The organism is Rheinheimera sp. (genome assembly GCF_965283995.1).
Taxonomy (GTDB): domain Bacteria; phylum Pseudomonadota; class Gammaproteobacteria; order Enterobacterales; family Alteromonadaceae; genus Pararheinheimera.
Genome location: NZ_CBDIQG010000001.1, coordinates 3,862,766 through 3,880,779 on the forward strand (window position 1 = coordinate 3,862,766; position 18,014 = coordinate 3,880,779).

Below are 18,014 nucleotides of genomic sequence, written 5' to 3' on the forward strand. Positions count from 1 at the left end.
AGCTTTGATGAAACGTATGATGTTAGGCGCAGTTGCGCTGGCTGTATTAACCGCCTGTGGACCAAAACCAGAACAAGCTGCGACTGCAGCTGCAGGCACAACAGTGGCGGAGGCCGCACCTGTGGCAAAACTGCAATACGCACCAACCAAACAAGGTGATGTGGTCGACACGTATTTTGAGACCAAAGTGGCGGACCCTTACCGCTGGTTGGAAGATGACCGCAGCGCCGAAACCGCGGAATGGGTCAAAGCGCAAAATAAAGTGACCTTTGATTATCTGGCGCAAATCCCATACCGCGATCAGATTAAACAGCGCTTAGAAGCACTGTGGAATTACGAAAAAGTTGGTGCACCAACCAAAGAAGGCGCTTACACCTATTTCTACAAAAACGACGGTCTGCAGAACCAATATGTGGTGTATCGCCAGAAAGATGGCGGCCCGGCGGAAGTGTTCCTCGATCCAAACGGTTTTTCTGCGGACGCGACCACTTCACTGGCTGATTTACAGTTCACCGACGACGGTTCTATTGCCGCTTATGCCATTTCTGAAGGCGGCAGTGACTGGCGCAAAGTCTTTGTCATCAACGCTGAAACCAAAGAAAAACTGGAACCTGAACTGGTTGACGTCAAGTTCTCCGGCATTTCGTTTAAAGGTAACGAAGGCTTCTTCTACTCCAGCTACGACAAGCCAAAAGGCAGTGAATTGTCGGCCAAAACCGACCAGCACAAGCTGTATTATCATAAAATCGGCACGCCACAAAAAGACGACCAGCTGGTTTATGGCGGGACTGATGCTGAGAAACACCGTTATGTCGGTGGCACTGTAACGCAGGACGGTAAGTATCTGGTGGTGTCTGCCGCGAATGCGACTTCAGGCAACAAACTGCTGGTGAAAGACTTAACCAAACCAGACAGCGTTTTTATCACGCTGGACGGCGAGGGCAGCTCCGATTACAACCTGATCGACAGCAAAGGCGACATCCTGTACTTCTCGACTAACTTTAAAGCGCCGAATCAGCGTCTGATCGCGATTGATATGACCAAGCCTGCGCAAGCAGAGTGGAAAGACGTGATCGCGGAAACGGCGAACGTGCTGGAAGTCAGCAAAGGTGCCGGTTCTTTCTTCGCGACTTACATGGTCGATGCGATCTCCAAAGTGCAGCAATATGATTACGACGGCAAGTTGGTGCGTGACGTGCAACTGCCAGGCGTTGGTTCTGTCGGCGGTTTTGACGGCAAAGCCAAAGATGCGGTGTTGTATTACAGCTTCGCGAACTACAACACGCCAGGCTCGATTTATGCCTATGACCCGGCCACCGGCGAGTCCAAAGTACACTTCAAACCGGCCGTGAAGTTTAACAGCGACGATTATGAATCGAAGCAGGTGTTCTACACCTCAAAAGACGGTACCAAAGTGCCGATGATCATCACCCACAAAAAAGGCCTGAAACTCGATGGCACCAACCCAGCCATGTTGTACGGCTATGGTGGTTTTAACGTCAGCCTGACGCCAAGTTTCAGCGTCGCCAACCTGGTGTGGATGGAAATGGGCGGCGTCTACGCCGTGCCGAACCTGCGTGGCGGCGGCGAATACGGTAAAGCCTGGCATGAAGCCGGGATTCAGCTGAAAAAACAAAACGTGTTTGATGATTTCATCGCGGCCGGCGAATATCTGGTGGCACAGAAATATACGTCAAACGACAAACTGGCGATCCGTGGTGGTTCTAACGGCGGTCTGTTAGTCGGTGCAGTGATGACGCAACGTCCAGACCTGATGAAAGTCGCTCTGCCGGCGGTTGGCGTGCTGGATATGCTGCGCTACCACACCTTCACGGCGGGCGCTGGCTGGGGCTTCGACTATGGCACAGCCGAACAGTCCAAAGAGATGTTTGAATACCTCAAAGGCTATTCACCGGTGCATAACGTGAAAAAAGACGTGGCATATCCTGCAACTTTAGTCACCACCGGCGATCACGATGACCGCGTAGTTCCGGCGCACAGCTTTAAGTTTGCCGCTGAACTGCAGGCCAAAGCGGGCGGTGCCAACCCGCAACTGATCCGCATCGAAACCAATGCCGGTCACGGTGCAGGCACGCCAGTGTCAAAAACGATCGAACAAACAGCTGATACCTTTGGTTTTACGCTGTGGAACATGGGCGTCAAAGAAGTCGCTAAAGTGCAATAAGCCGCGATGGTGCTGAATCCCGACTAAGCCGGCTTAATGCCGGTTTTTTTTCAGCCTTTGCAGCCTGATTTCAACCCTTATTTGCGCCCTTGGCGCTGTGCTTCAACGACGTCAGTCGTTACAATCGCCGCAGTTCATATCAAGGAGTCTGTTATGGAAACTACACCACAGTCTGTGGCAAGCCCGCTAAGATTGCGGGTTCAGGCATTGGTCGAATTACCGCGGTTTGGCCAATGTATTTTGGCGCTGATTCTGTTGAATGCTGTATTACTTGGCATGGAAACTTCAGCGGCCTTGATGGCGCAATATGGCAGTACGTTATTACTGTTGGATAAGGTATTGCTGAGTATTTTTGTGGTTGAACTGTTGCTGCGGATCTTTGCTTACCGTGCCGCTTTTTTTAAAGATCCCTGGAGTTTGTTTGATTTTGCCGTCGTTGCTATTGCGCTGATCCCTGCTTCAGGACCGTTGGCAGTCCTGCGTTCGCTCAGGGTGTTGCGGGTCCTGCGCGTGTTGTCGATGGTGCCATCGATGCGCCGCGTGGTGTCTGCGTTATTAGGGTCCTTGCCGGGGCTGTCTTCAATCGCGCTGGTTTTGATTCTGATCTATTACGTCTTTGCCGTGATGGCTACCAAGATCTTTGGTGCCGCTTTTCCTGAGTGGTTTGGCAGTATCGGAGCGTCGTTTTATACCTTGTTCCAGATAATGACGCTGGAGAGCTGGTCGATGGGGATCGCACGCCCGGTGATGGATCAATTTCCTCATTCCTGGCTGTTTTTTGTGCTCTTTATCCTCGTTGCGACGTTCACCATGCTGAATCTGTTTATCGCGATTATCGTCAATACGATGCAGACTTTCAGTGAGGAAGAACATGCGTCGCAACGCGAACTGGACAAGCAGGCCGAGCTGCGGGAGCAACAGCTGCTACATACCGAACTCAGAGCTATCCGTGAAGAGTTACAGCAGCTGCGTGAGGCCGTCAAAAGTCAGTCTGCGGGCTGATAAAACGGTCAGCTCATCTTATTTAACCGGAGAAATGCTATGGAGCGCTCTCTCGAATTGACCAGTGCCAGGTTACAGCTGCGTACTATGCGTGCCGGCGACTGGACGCTATTTTTGCAATTACACCAGGATGAAGCGGTGCGGCGTTATGTCTGTGATGCGCTGAACGAAGCGCAAATCCGTGCCAGATTTGACAGCCGGCTGTTGCCCTGGACTGTACATCGTCCCGACATGATGGCGTTAGTGATAGAACGGCGGGACAATTCAGCCCCTGTCGGCGTGATTGGTTTGCGCAGCGACTGGGCGAACCGGCAGGCTGAAGTCGGTTTTTTACTGCTTCCGGCGCAGCAAGGTCAGGGGTTTGCCGGCGAAGCACTGCAAAGCCTGTTGCAGTTTGCGGTGCAGAATTGTGGCTATCATAAGCTGGTTGCCACTGTGACCCAAGGCAATGAGCCGAGTCTGAAGTTACTGCAAAAACATGGTTTTGTGCAGGAAGGCTTGCTGCGTGAGAACTATTTCCTCGGCGGCCAATATGTTGATGATATAAAACTGGGGTTGCTGGCGCGCGATTGGCAACCTCTTTAATCTCAGGGCCGGGCGCGTTACACTGCTTCTGCTGGCATTTTGCCGGCAAGGAGTGTCAATGCGCCGAATCTTGCTAAGTTTCAGCTGGCTGGTTTTGTGGCCGGTTCAGGCTGCAGAATTATTGCTGATGTCGATGAGCCCTGCTGAATTGTATCAGGCACAGCATAGCACTTACCTTCCGGTCGCCATGGTGCAGCAGGTGATGCGCTATTATCCCGCCCCTTACAAAATTGAAACTGTCAGCCTGAATCGTGCACTCGCCGGGATGCGAAGTACTGGTGGTGTCTGTGTACCGGGCGTGCGTAAGTCTGCGGCAAGGCAGGATGAGTTTTTGTACAGCGAACCCTATGTTATCGCCCCCGATGTCCGTCTGCTACTCAAAACCGATTCGCCTTGGGTAAACCGTTTGAAGACGATGCAGGACAAAGATGGTCGCGTCAGTCTGGCGCGCTTGCTGGCACTGCCCAATCCGCCGGTGCTGGTCACTGAAGATGGACGGACTTACGGTGCCACTATAGATCCGATTTTGTCAGCACATCGCAAAAGCAAAGCCGTCTATATCAGAACCTCCAAAGTATCGCGTTTTGGCGAAACCTTGCCGATGCTAACCAAAGGCTTTGTTGACATGGCTTTGGAGTATTCGGTAGCGATAACGCCGCAGGAACTCTCGCAGCTGCAGACTTTTAAGCTATTGGAAGCAGATCCCTTCGCGTTAGCTTTTTTCGCCTGCAAACGCGATGCTGAAACGGCGGAGATCCTGCAGCAATTGAACAGAGCCATTCTGACTTTCCGAGGTAAACCGGAGTTTCAATCCATGTTGCTGGAGCCTTTTCCAGCTGCAGAGCGGGCTGATGCCTGGCAGGCCTGGCTCAGGCTAACGGGCGGCCGGTAATCTTCTGGTATCTCCATCATCATCTTGGACATCCACCAATTGGCATCATCATCTTGGACATCCACCAATTGGCAATCATCTTGGACAATCATCTTGGACATCCACCAATTGGCATTATTCCGCATTTTTCCGGACACCCACAGATTGAGCTAGTTTCAGTAGCGCTTGCAAAGTCTTTGGCTGCAGCCAGATTTTAAGAAAATCACGGCAATAATTATAACAACAGGATGCCTAATGCTTCAGAGGCTTAGAACCCTTTGAATAAACTTTCGTTAGAAAATTGTAAGCCAAGAGTGATCAGCTTTGCGCTCTGGAAACTGCAAATCAGGGGGGGCGTTTTTGTTAGCCTTTGGTTGTGAATGTTTAGCCAAAACTTCGTCGGCAGGCTGTTTGGCCGTGCACCCAACTTTGGCCAATTTTTTGGCAAAACTGTTTCAATGAGCTGATAGGACCAATCACCTGATGAAAGTCGGTTTCAAGTAGTTGGCAGTTTTGTAGCCAACAGTGAGATGGGATACCCAGATGGGTGAGGATAGCGGGGGTAGCAGTGTTGATACTTCCGTGTTTATCTTGGCGCATTTGTCGGCCAGTCCAATCAACAAGCTCAATATAATCAACGAAATGATAAGGAATATGCTGTTGAACGTTATGCTGATGACTATCTTCGGCAAATGGTAGCAATTCACCGTGAAAGGCACAGTGGACTGCTTTGCCAAGGCGTTGCTGAATACTAGTGTAGTTAGAGGCTTCCGGCGTTGGAGCCATTTTTGCTCTGATTGGGTTTAAATCGACATAGGCCATCGCCGTAAGGACAGCTTTTTCATTGAGCAGTGCTTGCGATTTAAACCGACCTTCCCAAAACCGCCCGGTGCAGTTGTCCTCAGAGTTCGCAAGTCTAGCAATATGTTCGTTCAGGCAGCGCATAAACCAGCTAATATCGCAAAGCCTTGAGCGCCATTTTTCCAGAGTATTTTCAACAACATGATTTTCAGCGTCACCGCTTGATACACCGCAGAGATAACGCTCAACCAACAGCGGTAACCGGAACAATAGTTGCCAGCGGTCTGCAATGTCCTGATAACTCCAATCTGCCGCGCTGGCTACATTTACCCGGACTACCAGATGGTAGTGATTCGACATCAACGCAAAAGCTGCAATATCAATAGCGAACATCTTTGTGAGCTGATGCAGCCTTTCCAAAATCCAGCCCCGACGATGTTCAAAGTTATAAGTTTCTGTAATACCACATAAAAACGCACGGCGGACGCAACGGCTAATCAGATGGTAATACGGTGTTTCGCTAAGAGCGATTTGTTGCTTGCGTGGTTTGGGCATGATGTCGTCCTGACAGTCAAAAATTCATTTGATATAAAATTGGTTGCAAAAACGTTAATGTCAAGGCGGTTTCAGCAATCGATAGATTCCCATTTTCCGGTTGAACGATAGGCGGGGCCGTTTTCCGCCACAAGGTGAATGTCCGATTTCCGCGTTCGATTTCCGTTCTTCGTTTTGTGGATCCCGTTCTCCGCGTATTTTTGTGGATGTCCGTTTTCCGCGTTTCCGTTTTCCGCGTTTTTGTGGATGTCCGTTTTCCTCTTGCTTTAGTTTGTGGATGTCCGTTTTCCTCTTCCGCGTTTTTGTGGATGTCCGTTTTCCTCTGTCCGTTTTCCTCTGTGCGCGTTCCGGTGCATTTTCCGCATATTTTTGCCGCAGTTCCCCGCAATGGAATTGCAGTCGAAAGGCCCGCTGCAAATTGTCGCTTGGCTGGATACCGCCTGCTTGCTGCTCAGTAAAGACTCCGAGTTTTAACGCAGAATTCAGTTCGGCCCATTTACTTCTGTTGTTTTTTTATGCAGTCTTTTCCTGTGTCTGCGAAGTGTGCAGGCTGACCCGCGATTTTCAGCGCTGCATCAGGAAAGGACCCGCGCGATGATGGCAGACAGATCTATTGGTTTATGGTTCAGTGTAGTGCCGGTGCTGGCCGGGTTTGCCGTGCTGGTGCTAGCCGGTGTGGCTTTACCGCTATATCTGGTGCAGGTTGGCAGTTTGTTGCTGGCGGCGGTGTTGGTCTGGCTGGGCGCCCGTAGTAAGGGCGATGTATTGCCGGGCACGTTGCAGGCGCTGGCCTGTTTATTGGTGTTATTGCTGGGGGTGCCTTTGCTGACGGTGGTACCTGCTGACGCGCCGGCTCAGCCCCTACGTTGGCTGCAGTTTGGTCCGTTGCAGCTTTATAGTGGCAGTTTATTGGTGCCGGCCATCCTGGTGCTGACCGCGCAATTGTTACAGCAACCGGCGCATCAGGCCGCCGCTTGCGGCATTTTGCTGGCCACTGCAGTTTTTCTGGCATTGCAGCCGGACGCGGCGCAAGTGCTGGCACTGACCATCGCATTCCCATTATTGTATTTACAAGCCTGCCGCTCTGGAGACGTCACTGGCGGCACGCCCGGCCTGTTGTCTGGGCTGGTTTTTCTGCCATTGCTGGTATTGTGTTACTGGACTTTGCGCCAGCAGGATGGGCTCAGCGCCGTGCCTTATGTCGAGGGCGTGTTCGCTCTGGCGTTGGATTATGCGCTGTGGGCGGGTCTGGCCGTGATCGCCAGTGCCGTGATAATGCTGCTGACATTGTACCGGCAAAGTTTGCTGGATCAGCCATGGTTGGCAGCCGTGTCGGTGTATTATGCGGTGTTATATGGCGGTTCAGTTGCCGGCGCGACGCCGGCGCCGTTGATCGGTTATGGTGCCGCGCCAGTGTTAGGTTTCGGTCTGATGCTGGCGCTGTCGTTGTGGTTACGGCAGCGCAGACTTACTGAAACAGCCGTCTCGGAATAAAGCCGAGAGAGAAGTCTACACAGGAAATCACACTAGGAAGTATTGATGTCTCACGATTTTTTCGCCGAAAAAGCCGCGTCATACGAGCAGAACCCGCAACGGGTAGATAATGTCGTCGCGATCGGCAATGCCATCAAAGCTGCGATAGCATTACAGTCTGGCATGCAATTGCTGGATTTCGGTGCCGGTACCGGCTTGTTATTACAGCAAATCGCACCTTGGGTGGCCAAAATCACTGCGCTGGATGTATCACCGTCGATGAACGCACAGCTGCGTGCAAAAGCGGCTGACATTGCCTGTGAGCTGGAAGTGTTGGAGCAAGACCTGACCCAGACGCCGTTACAACGCCAGTTTGACGGCGTTATTTCGTCGATGACTTTGCATCATATCGCCGATATTCCCGCGCTATTGCTACAGTTTCACCAGTTGCTGCGACCTGGTGCTTTTATCGCGCTGGCCGACCTCGATACTGAAGATGGCAGTTTTCATACCGAAGATACCGGCGTATTTCATTGCGGTTTTGATCGTACTGCGATCGCCGCACAAGCCCGTGCGGCTGGTTTTAGCGAAGTGCAGGTTTGTGATGCCAGTGTGGTGCAAAAGCCGCATGGCCAATACCCGGTGTTTTTACTGATCGGCAGACGCAGCGACGCTGCGGCCAGCTAAACCAGCTGCAGCTCCAGCCAGTCGGCCAGTTCCGGCCATAAAGTATGCTGATGTTTACGGCGAAAGAAGCCCATATGACCAATGGTGCCGTCTTGTGGCTGCGGTTCAATGTGCCGTCGTTCCACCTGACAATTCACCAGCTGACTCATCAATAAATCAATCCCAGGCGGCGTGGCCCATAAATCATCGGCGAAGCCGATCGCCAGTACCGGCATCGCCGGTCTGGCAAAACGACGGCTGGCCTGCAGATCCGGATCATCAAAGAAGTATCGCGGTTGACCGGCCCAATGGCCCCATTGGCGGATTACGCCGGCGGGCAAGTCCTCACCGAGCCGTAACGCGCGCGCAGGCAAATAACCCAAAGTTGCGGCGCAAAAAGGCCCTAGCTGGCGTAATAAAAACCTGGCGCGCCAGCGCTCAACTCGGTGGTAGATCACTTGTAAGGTTGCAGCATGCGACGCGACAAAAGCGGCGGCATGCAGTTGCACGCTGCTGTCGCACAAGCCTATGGCATGGCCGCCAAAACTGTGACCAACCGCTAATAACGGCAGGTGCGGGAACTGATCTGTGGCCTATGCCATCACGGCCTCAACATCCAGCAAAGCCCAATCCAGCATTTGGCACTGAAATCCGCGCAACGACGCCGGTCGGGACAGACCTATGCCACGATAATCGTAACTGATTGCGGCAAAGCCCCGGCTTTGCAAATAGGCCGCAAATCCTGCATACAAACCCTGCGGCACCCCGGTCGCCGGGTGTAGTAAGACTATGCCTTTGGGCGGTACGTCTGGCTGCCAGCATTGGCCGCGCAGCAAAAAGCCGTCCTGACAACGGATTTCGATTTGGCTAGATGGCAGCATTGAAACTCCGGAACACAACTCAACGACTCACAGTAAGGCGAGACCTGCGGCTGAACAAGGCAATTTGCGCGACAAATATCGACAAAATATGTCAATGGCGGACAGCCACAGACCGCTGAGTTGGTGGTGTCAATGGCGGACAGCCACAGTCCGCACTGCTGGTATGTCAATGACGGACAGCCACAGCCTGCAGCGATCATTGCGGCCGACGCCGGTTCACGTTAGGCTAACCACAAGCCTTACGTCTGACCTGCTGGGAAATCAGCTATGCCACTTCTTGCACAAACCCCGGTCCCACCGTATTACGCGGTTATTTTCAGTTCAGTGCGCACCGAAGGCGATCACGGATACGCCGACATGGCTGATCGGATGGTCGCGTTGGCCGCGCAGCAAGCCGGCTTTCTCGGCATCGAATCTGCGCGCGAAACGCTGGGCATTACTGTGTCGTACTGGACAGATCTGGCCGCGATTGCGGCGTGGAAAGCTGATGTCGACCATCTGGCTGCGCAGCGACTCGGCCACAGCCAGTGGTACAGTGCATTTAAAACCCGGATCGCAAAAGTAGAACGCGATTATGGGATGGATAAGGCACAGCAGTGATTGCGTGCTGTGCCTGGTCAGCTATGGATTAACTGCAGGCCTGTTTCAGCACCGCCATAAAGCGTTCCGGTACATGGTGCCCTTCGGGTTTCACCGACAGAAATTCAGCACGCGCTGCCGGTACTGAGATGCCCGCACAGCTTTTTTCCAGATCGCGGCGATAAGGCGCAGCGCTGAATTCCTCTGTCGGGCGACGATCGAGATACATTCTTAAAGCCAAGCGACATTCGTCCTGCAAACCGACACATTCCCAGGCTTTGGTCTGATTACTGCACAAGCGCATGACATGTTTGCGGATGTGTTGATTCTGCATCAGCGGTTCACCAAAGATCCGCACAATTTCGTCGTCATCCAGGTAGGCGCCCATACATAACAAAATGAAGGCGCATTTCTCGCATTTTTTACACCAGATGTTTTTACTGATCCCAATGTTACAGCTGATAAATTTGTCAAAATACTTTGGATACTGTGAGAATATTTTGACGATCGCCAGTTCATAAATAGGCCGGAATAAGCTGAAATAATGTACGCCGCCTTGAGTGACACTTTGGGCAAAGTTTCGATAATGTGATTCAAAATCTAATGATTTGGAGTACTGGTGATTGATTTCAACACCGGCCACAATCAGGTTTGGATCATCTGCCGAACGTTCATTACTAAATACAATATATTTGTAGCCTTTCAGATAGGCATGTAGCAGTGCGGTGCTAGAAATAAATGCCGGGCCGGCGATTGGCGTATATGAAAATTTCGCATCGGTGCCAATCTTGCTGTCGGTTTTGTAAGTGATCGACAGACTGTCGCCACTGGCAGCAGTGTCGATCACGGCTTTACGCACGGTATTTAAGCCAACGGTGTACCAAGCAAATGGCAAGCCAGCTTGTTTTGCCAGTTCACCGGACGTGATGGAGTCTTTGCCGCCGCCATTCATCACCAGACATTGCTCGTTGAATTCTCGCAGCGGCAACTGCGTATCTTCGGTGCAGACCGCGTTGCCGGCGACCGTCAGAGGATGGTGTAACGACAAGCCCTGCAGAAACTTAAACTCACCGAGTGCGCGTGACAGCAGGTACTGATGGAATTCAGTCCAGTTGGGCCCGAATGCGGCAAACCGGCATTCGATCCTGTTGATATGGTCAATTTTAAAGAACACATTGCTCATCATGATAGCAATATGCGCCACCAGTAAATTTAATGTGTCAGCATCCACTGATTTGAAATCATCCTCAGTCAAATCAGTAAATTCGATCTTATTCTGATAGTGGAGCCCTTTAAATTCATATTCGATAAATATCAGTGGATGTTGCAATGACCAGCTATTGATAAATAAAGTCTGATCTTTGCCTTGTGGGTAGCGGATTTCATTTAAAACGCGGCGGATGTAATGTTTTGATAAAGCTTTTAGATGATTCACGCAGCAAGTGCCTCTTTTACATGGGAGATAGGAGCAGCTGAAGTCAGAACACTGCCAGGGCAGGTCGTCGCGGTACGATAGTTGCCCGATATTGTGCTCATGGATATTAGAAATAGTATTGCAGATTGTCTGTGCGGTGTCATCGTTCCGGGTGGTTGTCTCCAGCTGCCGGACTCCGTATGCTGAGTTATTCGCCAACAGTCAGGACTTCCAATGGCGCCCAAAAGATCAGGCTTCTACTTATGCCATGCCTTCTTGAGTCAGGGTTATCGCAGCCAAATTGGTGCTGTGGTGGCTGTGACGCTACTGCTGAGCGGCTGTACGCGCGGCCATTTAGATTACGTGACACCACAAGGCGAGCATAAAACCGGTTGCGCCACTGAGTACAGCTGGGCGCCAGCCGTCGATAAACATGCCGTTGATTATGTGTTGGCGTATTGCGCCAAAGGCGCAGCGGCACAGGGGCATCAAATTAAGGAGCAGCGCTTGTTGCAGCTGGATCTGACGATCCCGCCAGCACCACAAGGCCAGCGCTGGAGCCATGAATTAGCTGCCGCACAGCATAAAGCCGGTCAGATCACCGATCAGCAATATGGTTACATCGTTGCTTATCTGGATTTAGGTCTGGATCAGCCGCAAGCAAAATCACAGGAGCCTTAAATGAGCGAATCAGTAACACCGAACACAGGCAATGTGCTGTTGGTAGTCACTGCGCAGGACGTGGCACCGCGGCAAAAGCCGTCGATTTATCCACCACCGTTTGCTGCGATGATGCAGGGCCGGCAAAAACGAGTACTGGGTGATTTGTTTGGCCTGCAGAATTTTGGCGTCAATCTGACCGAACTGGCGCCAGGCGCGATGTCAGCGCTGCGCCATTGTCACAGCCGGCAAGACGAATTTATTTATATCCTCGAAGGTCAGGCGACGCTGATCACCGATGCCGGCGAAACTTTGTTGGAGCCGGGTATGTGTGCCGGCTTTGCCGCCGGCAGCGGCGATGGTCATCAGCTGGTCAACCGCAGCAGCATGGTGGTGCGCTATCTGGAAGTCGGCGACCGCAGTGCCGGCGATGCCGTGGTGTATCCGGACAATGATCTGCGTGCGGATTTTGTCGCAGGCCAGTGGCAGTTCAGCCACAAAGATGGCAGCCCGTATTAACAGGAAGTCAGTATTACATGTTGACCGGACTGAATCACATCACACTCAGTGTTAGAGACCTGGCTACTTCGCTGCAGTTTTATCAGCAGTTGTTGGGCTTTCAGCTGGAAGTGCAGTGGGGGCGTGGCGCTTATTTGAGCTTGCCAGGCTTTTGGTTATGTTTGTCGGTGGGCGAGGCAAAACCGGCGCAAGATTACAGTCATCTGGCGTTTAGCATTGACGAAGCAAACTTTGCTGATTTTGCCGCCAAACTGCGTGCTGCAAGAGTGGTGGAATGGCAGCAAAACAGCAGTGAAGGGGCGTCACTGTATTTTCTGGATCCGGATGGTCATCAACTCGAGATCCACTGCGGCAGTCTGCAAAGTCGGCTGGCGTCGTTGCGCCAACAGCCGTATGCCGGCCTGCTATGGCCGCAAAGCTGAGAAATTTCAATTCGCTGCGTATACCCAAAATCATTGAAGATTCGGGTAGGCGGCAACTGAACGAAGCTTCAGGAGCATAGTTAACTATGTGACTGGGGTGAGTGAGGGCAGCCAACACCGCCAAATCTTCAAGGAATAAGGGTATATACCCTCAGGAAAACTGATACCCCCATCCAAAATGACAATTAGACGGCATCGGCACGGCGCTGCACACTGTGCGCATTGCCGGTACCTGAAGCTTTTGTGGTAGCAGTGACCGGCTACAACCAACTGAAATCTGGCTTGAGGGTGTCGCACAGCGCACCGGGAGAGGAAGAGTGATCGCACGCAAATATACCCCTTATGTGTTCTCGTTTTTTATGTCGCTGCTGATGTCCGGCATCATGTCTTTTGTTATCACGTTGCTAAATCTGGGACCGGTTGATGGTCTTGCCGGGATCTGGCTGCATGCCTGGGGCATGGCGTTTATCGTGGCGTTCCCGACTATTGTGCTGGTGACGCCGCTGGTGCGTGCACTGGTCACTGCTGTTGTCGATAAAGACGCCTGAGGTGATGATGGGAGCGTTTATCGATATGGCCGCCGCAGCGCTGGTGCTCGGTGTCGGCGCGACATTGCTGCTGGATGGCTGGTCTTGGTTACTCAATAGAGGTTTTGGCGTCAAATCGCTGAGTTTTTGTCTGGTCGGCCGTTGGTTTGCGCTGATGCGTGATGGCCAATTTCGCCACAATGGTATTGGCAAAGCGCCGGAGCAGACTGGTGAATGTGTGCTGGGCTGGACCGCGCATTATGCGATTGGTGTGTTATTCGCCTTACCACTGCTGTATTGGCAGGGCGGACAGTGGCTGGCTGCGCCAACGCTGGCACCGGCGTTAATCCTCGGCGCCGTTACTGTGCTGATGCCATTTTTGCTGATGCAGCCGGCGTTTGGTCTGGGGGTTGCGGCGGCTAATACGCCAAAACCCTGGCAGGCACGGCTGAAAAGCCTGAGCAGTCATTTGGTATTTGGTGTTGGCTTGTATCTGTCGGCTTTGGTGTATAACGCCTGGTCAGTGAATTTATTGCCGGTTTAGGCGTGCGCCCGAAGCAGGAGACGATATGGAGCTCTATCAGTTAAAGATTTTTGTCACTGTCGCTAAAAGCGGGGCTGTGACCAAAGCGTCCGAACAGTTGTATCTCAGTCAGCCGGCGGTCAGTGCCCAAATTAAAGCGCTGGAAGAAGAGTTAGGCCTGACCCTGTTTGAGCGCACAGTGCGAGGTATGACCCTGACTCCGCATGGTGTGGAGATCCTGAGCAAAGCTGAGCAACTACTGGCGCTGCAGCGTGATTTGCTGGATGAAGCGCGCCGGTTACGTGGCGGCCTGACGGGCCGGTTGCGTCTGGGATCAAACCGCGGCGCCAGCGCAGTTTTATTGGGGAAGTTGCTGGCACAGCTCAGTGAAACGGCGCCAGAACTGGATGTCAGCCTAGAGTTTGGCAGTCCGGCCGATATTGCCACCGCGTTGCGCGAAGGTCGGCTCGATGCCGGTTTTTACACTGAGTATGACCAGCACGAGCTGCTGCACAGTGAAGGTGTGGACCGTTTTGGCATTCAGCTGGCGGTTGCGCCGCAGCTGTTACCGGCAGGCTTCAGAACTGAGCCGGCACCGGACTGGCAGTGGCTCGCCCTGTTGCCGTGGATCAGCGCGCCGGCAGGCAGCTGTTGCGGCCGCGCCGCTGAGAGCCTGTTTCGCGAGCAGCGGTTTCGACCGGCCAAAATGATTGAAGCCGATCAGGAGCATCTGGTCCGGGCGCTGATTAGCAGTGGGGTTGGGATCGGCTTGTTGCATACGCCAACGGCAAGGGATGCTGCTGCAAAAGGCGAGGTGCGGTTAATCGGACCTGTGCTGCAGCAGGTTCAGCTGTTATTTGGCTGTTTGGCGCGCAGACAGCAAGAGCCTTTGTTATTGCTGGTGATGCAGCTGATGGCGCAAATAGCTGCGGATGCGGCTCAGCGTTCAGAAGAATAAACAGCAGCTGGAACACCTTTTCCGGATCGAGTGCTGCAGTTGCTGGTCTGATTTCTGTCCTTCGGTGGCAAAATTTTTTCTGCACCTATTGCCACCGGTGGCAGCTTGTCTTATGCTGGTTTTCACAGCAGACTGATCCGGCACTTTGCCGGCCATTCGGTCAGCGCAAACACACTGCACAGGAAGATGCCATGCCGATGATGCCAAAACGCCAATTTCTCAAAGCCGGTCTTGCCGCCGCGCTGCCATTGGCATTATGGCGTTGTGCAGGTGTGCCGGGTGTTGCGGCGGATACTGCTGATGTACCGCGCAGTGCGCTCGATTTGCTCTGGGATCAAGCCGATGCGATTGAACGCGACTTAGCCCGCACCAGCTTTCCCGCCAGGACTTTTAGCGTCACCGATTTTGCTGCCCATACCGGTAAGCAGGATGACCTGAATACGGCGCGGCACAACAGAGCGGCCTTTCAGCGTGCCATCGACGCCTGTCATCAGGCGGGTGGTGGCCGGGTGCTGGTACGTGCCGGGGTTTGGCCTTGTGGCGCGTTGACGCTGAAATCCAATGTTGAATTGCATCTGCAGCAGGACGCTGTGCTGGCGTTCCATCCGGCGCTTGAGCTGTATTTGCCGTTAGTATTTACCCGCTGGGAAGGCATGGAACTGATGGGCTATCAGCCGCTGATTTATGCCTTTGGCGCCGAGAATATCGGCCTGACCGGCAACGGTAAAATCGACGGCGGCGGCAGTAACAGCAGCTGGTGGCCGTGGAAAGGGCAGTGGAAACATACGCCCTGGCCGGTCGACAACACCAAAGTGCAGCATGCCGGTCGTGATTTGCTGATGCAGTGGATTGAGCAGGGCAAGCCTGTGGCGGAACGGGTGTTGCCGCAAAACTTCCTGCGCCCGCCACTATTTCAGGCTTATCAGTGCCAACGCGTGCTGGTCGAGGGGCTGACTTTACAAAATTCGCCGTTTTGGGTGATGAACCCGGTGTTATCGGAAGATGTGATTATCCGTCGCGTCACTGTGGTGTCGCATGGCCCCAATTCTGACGGCTGCGATCCGGAATCTTGCCGCCGCGTGCTGATTGAACATTGCTTGTTTGATACCGGTGACGACTGTATCGCGCTGAAATCCGGCCGTAACGCCGATGGCCGTCGTCTCAACCGGCCGGTCGAGCAAGTGCTGATCCAGGATTGTACGATGAAAGCCGGTCACGGTGGTGTGGTGATTGGTAGTGAAATTTCCGGTGGCGCCAAGCATATTTTTGCCCGGCGTTTGCTGATGAGCAGCCCCGATCTCGACCGTGGCCTGCGCATCAAAACCAACGCGCTGCGTGGCGGCCTGATTGATACGGTGGCGCTGCGCGACATCGTCATCGGCGAAGTCAAAGACGTCATCGTCGTGAACTACTTTTATGAAGAAGGCCGGGCCGGCGCGTTTCTGCCGACGGTACGCAATATCTTTGTGCACAACCTGCAGGTCGATAAAGCGCAGCGGCTGTTTGAGCTGCGTGGTTTCCCTGAAGCCCAGATTGGCCCGCTGCAACTTTCCAGTGTGCAGGTGAATTGTCAGAGCATTGGCGTGCTTGAAGCGGTTGGACAGCTGGATTGTAAGCAGGTGCTGGTCAATGGCAAGCCGTGGCACTGGCAAGGTTAAGTGGGCGGCAGTTATCAGTGTGACAGCACTGCGCTGCCCTTTTTGTCCATCGGCATGCCACCGATAGACAGTGTGTAAAATTAGGTGAATTAACGCGGTGACAGACCTTGTCCAACCCGGTGATCACAGTCAAACAACGGTTTAGAGAACAGGCCCTGAATTGATGGCAATTGAAGCAAATACCAACTCCAGCTGCAGCGCTCCGCTGTTGCAAACGCCGGAGATCGCGTTGTGGCAAGTACATCCGCGCGATAACGTGGCCGTCGCGCTGCACCAGCTCGAGGCTGGCTTTGTGCTGCCGAATGACTTTGCTGCCACGCCGGTCGCTTTGCCCGCGGAGGTGCCGGCTGGGCATAAATTAGCGCTGACGGCCTTAAAAGCCGGCGACAGCGTGATCAAATATGGTTATGCCATCGGTGTGCTGACACAGGACGTGCCGGCCGGTGGTCATATCCATAGCCATAACTTAAAAACCGCGCTCGATGGCGAACTGGCTTATCAGTACCATGGTCTGTCACGCGATAACGGCAGCTATCCGGCGGATTTACCGACTGAATTTATGGGTTATCCGCGCGCCAACGGTGAAGTGGGCACACGTAATGAACTGTGGATCTTAAACACAGTTGGCTGTGTCAATCAGGCGGCCAGCCGTATCGCCAAGGCGGCACAGCTTTATGTAGATAACGAAAAGCTGGCCAATATCGACGGCGTCTTTGCTTACACCCATCCGTTTGGCTGCTCACAGCTCGGCGACGATTTGGCCCATACCCGCAGTGTCTTGGCCGGTTTGGCGCAAAACCCGAATGCTGGCGCTGTGCTGATCATTGGCCTTGGCTGTGAAAACAATCAGCTGGCGACTTTGTTAATGGGGCTGGAGCATCTGGACCCGGCGCGCATTCGCGCTTTTAACGCCCAACAAGTCACCGACGAAGATGAAGAAGGCCTCAAAGCGGCGATTGAATTGTTGCAGCTGATGGCCGGCGATCAGCGTCAGCCTTGCTCCATCAGCAAACTGAGCTTTGGCATGAAATGCGGCGGCTCTGATGGTTTCTCTGGTCTCACCGCCAACCCGCTGGTCGGGCAAATCGCCGATTTAGCGGCCAGTGCCGGCGCCAAAGTCATTCTGACTGAAACTCCGGAAATGTTTGGCGCTGAGCAAGTGTTGATGGCGCGGGCGCGCACCGAGCAAGTATTCACGGACATCGTCAGCTTAGTAAATGAATTTAAACAGTATTTCATCGCCAATAACCAGCCGGTGTATGAGAACCCGAGCCCTGGCAATAAAGCCGGTGGCCTCACCACGCTGGAAGAAAAATCTTTAGGGGCCATTCAAAAAGGCGGCAGTGCTGTGGTGGAGCAGGTGATTGGCTACGGTGAACGCGCCAAAGTGCCTGGCCTGACCTTATTACAAGGCCCTGGCAACGACGCGGTATCGTCGACTGCGTTGACCGCAGCCGGCGCCACCATTTTGTTATTCACCACCGGCCGCGGTACGCCGCTCGGCTTCCCGGTACCGACGGTCAAAATCAGCTCTAACAGTGCCTTAGCCGTGCGTAAACCAACCTGGATTGACTTTGACGCCGGTGCCATGTTGCAAGACGGCGTGGCGGTGGACACTTTTGCCAAAGACTTTTTCCGTTATTTGGTCGCGGTGGCATCGGGCGAGCGCACACGCAATGAGATTTATCTGAATAAAGAAATCGCCATCTGGAAAAACGGCGTGACGCTTTAACAA

Annotated in this window: 19 protein-coding genes; 15 read left to right on the forward strand and 4 right to left on the reverse strand. The window is 53.2% G+C overall.

The window, feature by feature from the left end:
• Positions 1–7: 7 nt before the first annotated feature.
• The 4 genes from ACQ66Q_RS17285 to ACQ66Q_RS17300 all read left to right on the forward strand — a co-directional run bounded on the left by ACQ66Q_RS17285 (position 8) and on the right by ACQ66Q_RS17300 (position 4,664).
• Positions 8–2,185, forward strand: coding sequence for a prolyl oligopeptidase family serine peptidase (locus tag ACQ66Q_RS17285; protein WP_430457931.1), 2,178 nt, complete (start codon positions 8–10; stop codon positions 2,183–2,185).
• Positions 2,186–2,338: 153 nt separating this feature from the next.
• Complete coding sequence (locus tag ACQ66Q_RS17290) at positions 2,339–3,187, forward strand: ion transporter (protein WP_430457932.1); 849 nt, start codon at positions 2,339–2,341, stop codon at positions 3,185–3,187.
• A 39-nt stretch (positions 3,188–3,226) separates the two neighbouring features.
• Positions 3,227–3,772: a GNAT family N-acetyltransferase gene (locus ACQ66Q_RS17295; protein WP_430457933.1), complete on the forward strand. Its 546-nt coding sequence runs from the start codon at positions 3,227–3,229 to the stop codon at positions 3,770–3,772.
• A gap of 58 nt (positions 3,773–3,830) precedes the next feature.
• Positions 3,831–4,664 carry a hypothetical protein gene (locus ACQ66Q_RS17300; protein WP_430457934.1) on the forward strand — a complete coding sequence of 278 codons (834 nt, stop codon included), beginning with the start codon at positions 3,831–3,833 and terminating at the stop codon, positions 4,662–4,664.
• A gap of 363 nt (positions 4,665–5,027) precedes the next feature.
• On the opposite strand, the gene ACQ66Q_RS17305 is transcribed toward ACQ66Q_RS17300, so the two are convergent.
• Positions 5,028–5,999, reverse strand: coding sequence for a transposase (locus tag ACQ66Q_RS17305; protein ID WP_430457935.1), 972 nt, complete (start codon positions 5,997–5,999; stop codon positions 5,028–5,030).
• Between the two features lie 594 nt (positions 6,000–6,593).
• Here ACQ66Q_RS17305 and ACQ66Q_RS17310 point away from each other — a divergent pair.
• Together ACQ66Q_RS17310 and ACQ66Q_RS17315 are read left to right on the forward strand one after the other, a co-directional pair.
• The gene (locus ACQ66Q_RS17310; RefSeq protein ID WP_430457936.1) at positions 6,594–7,493 is read left to right on the forward strand and encodes a hypothetical protein; all 900 of its coding nucleotides are present in this window, start codon (positions 6,594–6,596) and stop codon (positions 7,491–7,493) included.
• A 45-nt stretch (positions 7,494–7,538) separates the two neighbouring features.
• Positions 7,539–8,159 carry a class I SAM-dependent methyltransferase gene (locus ACQ66Q_RS17315; RefSeq protein ID WP_430457937.1) on the forward strand — a complete coding sequence of 207 codons (621 nt, stop codon included), beginning with the start codon at positions 7,539–7,541 and terminating at the stop codon, positions 8,157–8,159.
• Here ACQ66Q_RS17315 and ACQ66Q_RS17320 read toward each other — a convergent pair.
• Entirely contained in the window at positions 8,156–8,647 is a 492-nt protein-coding gene (locus tag ACQ66Q_RS17320) for a hypothetical protein (RefSeq protein WP_430457938.1), read from the reverse strand. The two genes, ACQ66Q_RS17315 and ACQ66Q_RS17320, sit on opposite strands and share 4 nt — an antisense overlap.
• Positions 8,648–8,731: 84 nt before the next feature.
• On the reverse strand, positions 8,732–9,019 hold the full coding sequence (locus ACQ66Q_RS17325) for a hypothetical protein (RefSeq protein WP_430457939.1): 288 nt from the start codon (positions 9,017–9,019) through the stop codon (positions 8,732–8,734).
• Between the two features lie 267 nt (positions 9,020–9,286).
• Between ACQ66Q_RS17325 and ACQ66Q_RS17330 the strand changes: the two genes are divergently transcribed.
• Positions 9,287–9,619, forward strand: coding sequence for an antibiotic biosynthesis monooxygenase family protein (locus ACQ66Q_RS17330; protein WP_430457940.1), 333 nt, complete (start codon positions 9,287–9,289; stop codon positions 9,617–9,619).
• Between the two features lie 28 nt (positions 9,620–9,647).
• Here the strand turns inward: ACQ66Q_RS17330 and ACQ66Q_RS17335 are convergent, their stop codons facing one another.
• The gene (locus ACQ66Q_RS17335) at positions 9,648–11,033 is read right to left on the reverse strand and encodes a hypothetical protein (RefSeq protein WP_430457941.1); all 1,386 of its coding nucleotides are present in this window, start codon (positions 11,031–11,033) and stop codon (positions 9,648–9,650) included.
• Positions 11,034–11,246: 213 nt separating this feature from the next.
• Here ACQ66Q_RS17335 and ACQ66Q_RS17340 point away from each other — a divergent pair, with 213 nt between their 5' ends.
• From ACQ66Q_RS17340 to ACQ66Q_RS17375, 8 genes are all read left to right on the forward strand, one after another.
• Positions 11,247–11,693 carry a hypothetical protein gene (locus tag ACQ66Q_RS17340; protein WP_430457942.1) on the forward strand — a complete coding sequence of 149 codons (447 nt, stop codon included), beginning with the start codon at positions 11,247–11,249 and terminating at the stop codon, positions 11,691–11,693.
• Positions 11,694–12,191, forward strand: a complete 498-nt coding sequence (locus ACQ66Q_RS17345; RefSeq protein WP_430457943.1) for a cupin domain-containing protein — start codon at positions 11,694–11,696, stop codon at positions 12,189–12,191.
• Positions 12,192–12,208: 17 nt separating this feature from the next.
• Positions 12,209–12,613, forward strand: coding sequence for a fosfomycin resistance glutathione transferase (gene fos / locus ACQ66Q_RS17350; protein WP_430457944.1), 405 nt, complete (start codon positions 12,209–12,211; stop codon positions 12,611–12,613).
• Positions 12,614–12,930: 317 nt separating this feature from the next.
• Positions 12,931–13,161, forward strand: coding sequence for a DUF2798 domain-containing protein (locus ACQ66Q_RS17355; protein ID WP_377239875.1), 231 nt, complete (start codon positions 12,931–12,933; stop codon positions 13,159–13,161).
• A 4-nt stretch (positions 13,162–13,165) separates the two neighbouring features.
• Positions 13,166–13,684: a DUF2938 domain-containing protein gene (locus ACQ66Q_RS17360; RefSeq protein ID WP_430457945.1), complete on the forward strand. Its 519-nt coding sequence runs from the start codon at positions 13,166–13,168 to the stop codon at positions 13,682–13,684.
• A 25-nt stretch (positions 13,685–13,709) separates the two neighbouring features.
• Positions 13,710–14,621, forward strand: a complete 912-nt coding sequence (locus tag ACQ66Q_RS17365) for a LysR family transcriptional regulator (protein WP_430457946.1) — start codon at positions 13,710–13,712, stop codon at positions 14,619–14,621.
• A gap of 191 nt (positions 14,622–14,812) precedes the next feature.
• Positions 14,813–16,279 (forward strand): glycoside hydrolase family 28 protein, encoded by a 1,467-nt coding sequence (locus ACQ66Q_RS17370; RefSeq protein ID WP_430457947.1) that lies wholly within the window; start codon positions 14,813–14,815, stop codon positions 16,277–16,279.
• 163 nt (positions 16,280–16,442) lie between these two features.
• Complete coding sequence (locus ACQ66Q_RS17375) at positions 16,443–18,011, forward strand: UxaA family hydrolase (protein WP_430457948.1); 1,569 nt, start codon at positions 16,443–16,445, stop codon at positions 18,009–18,011.
• Positions 18,012–18,014 lie beyond the last annotated feature (3 nt).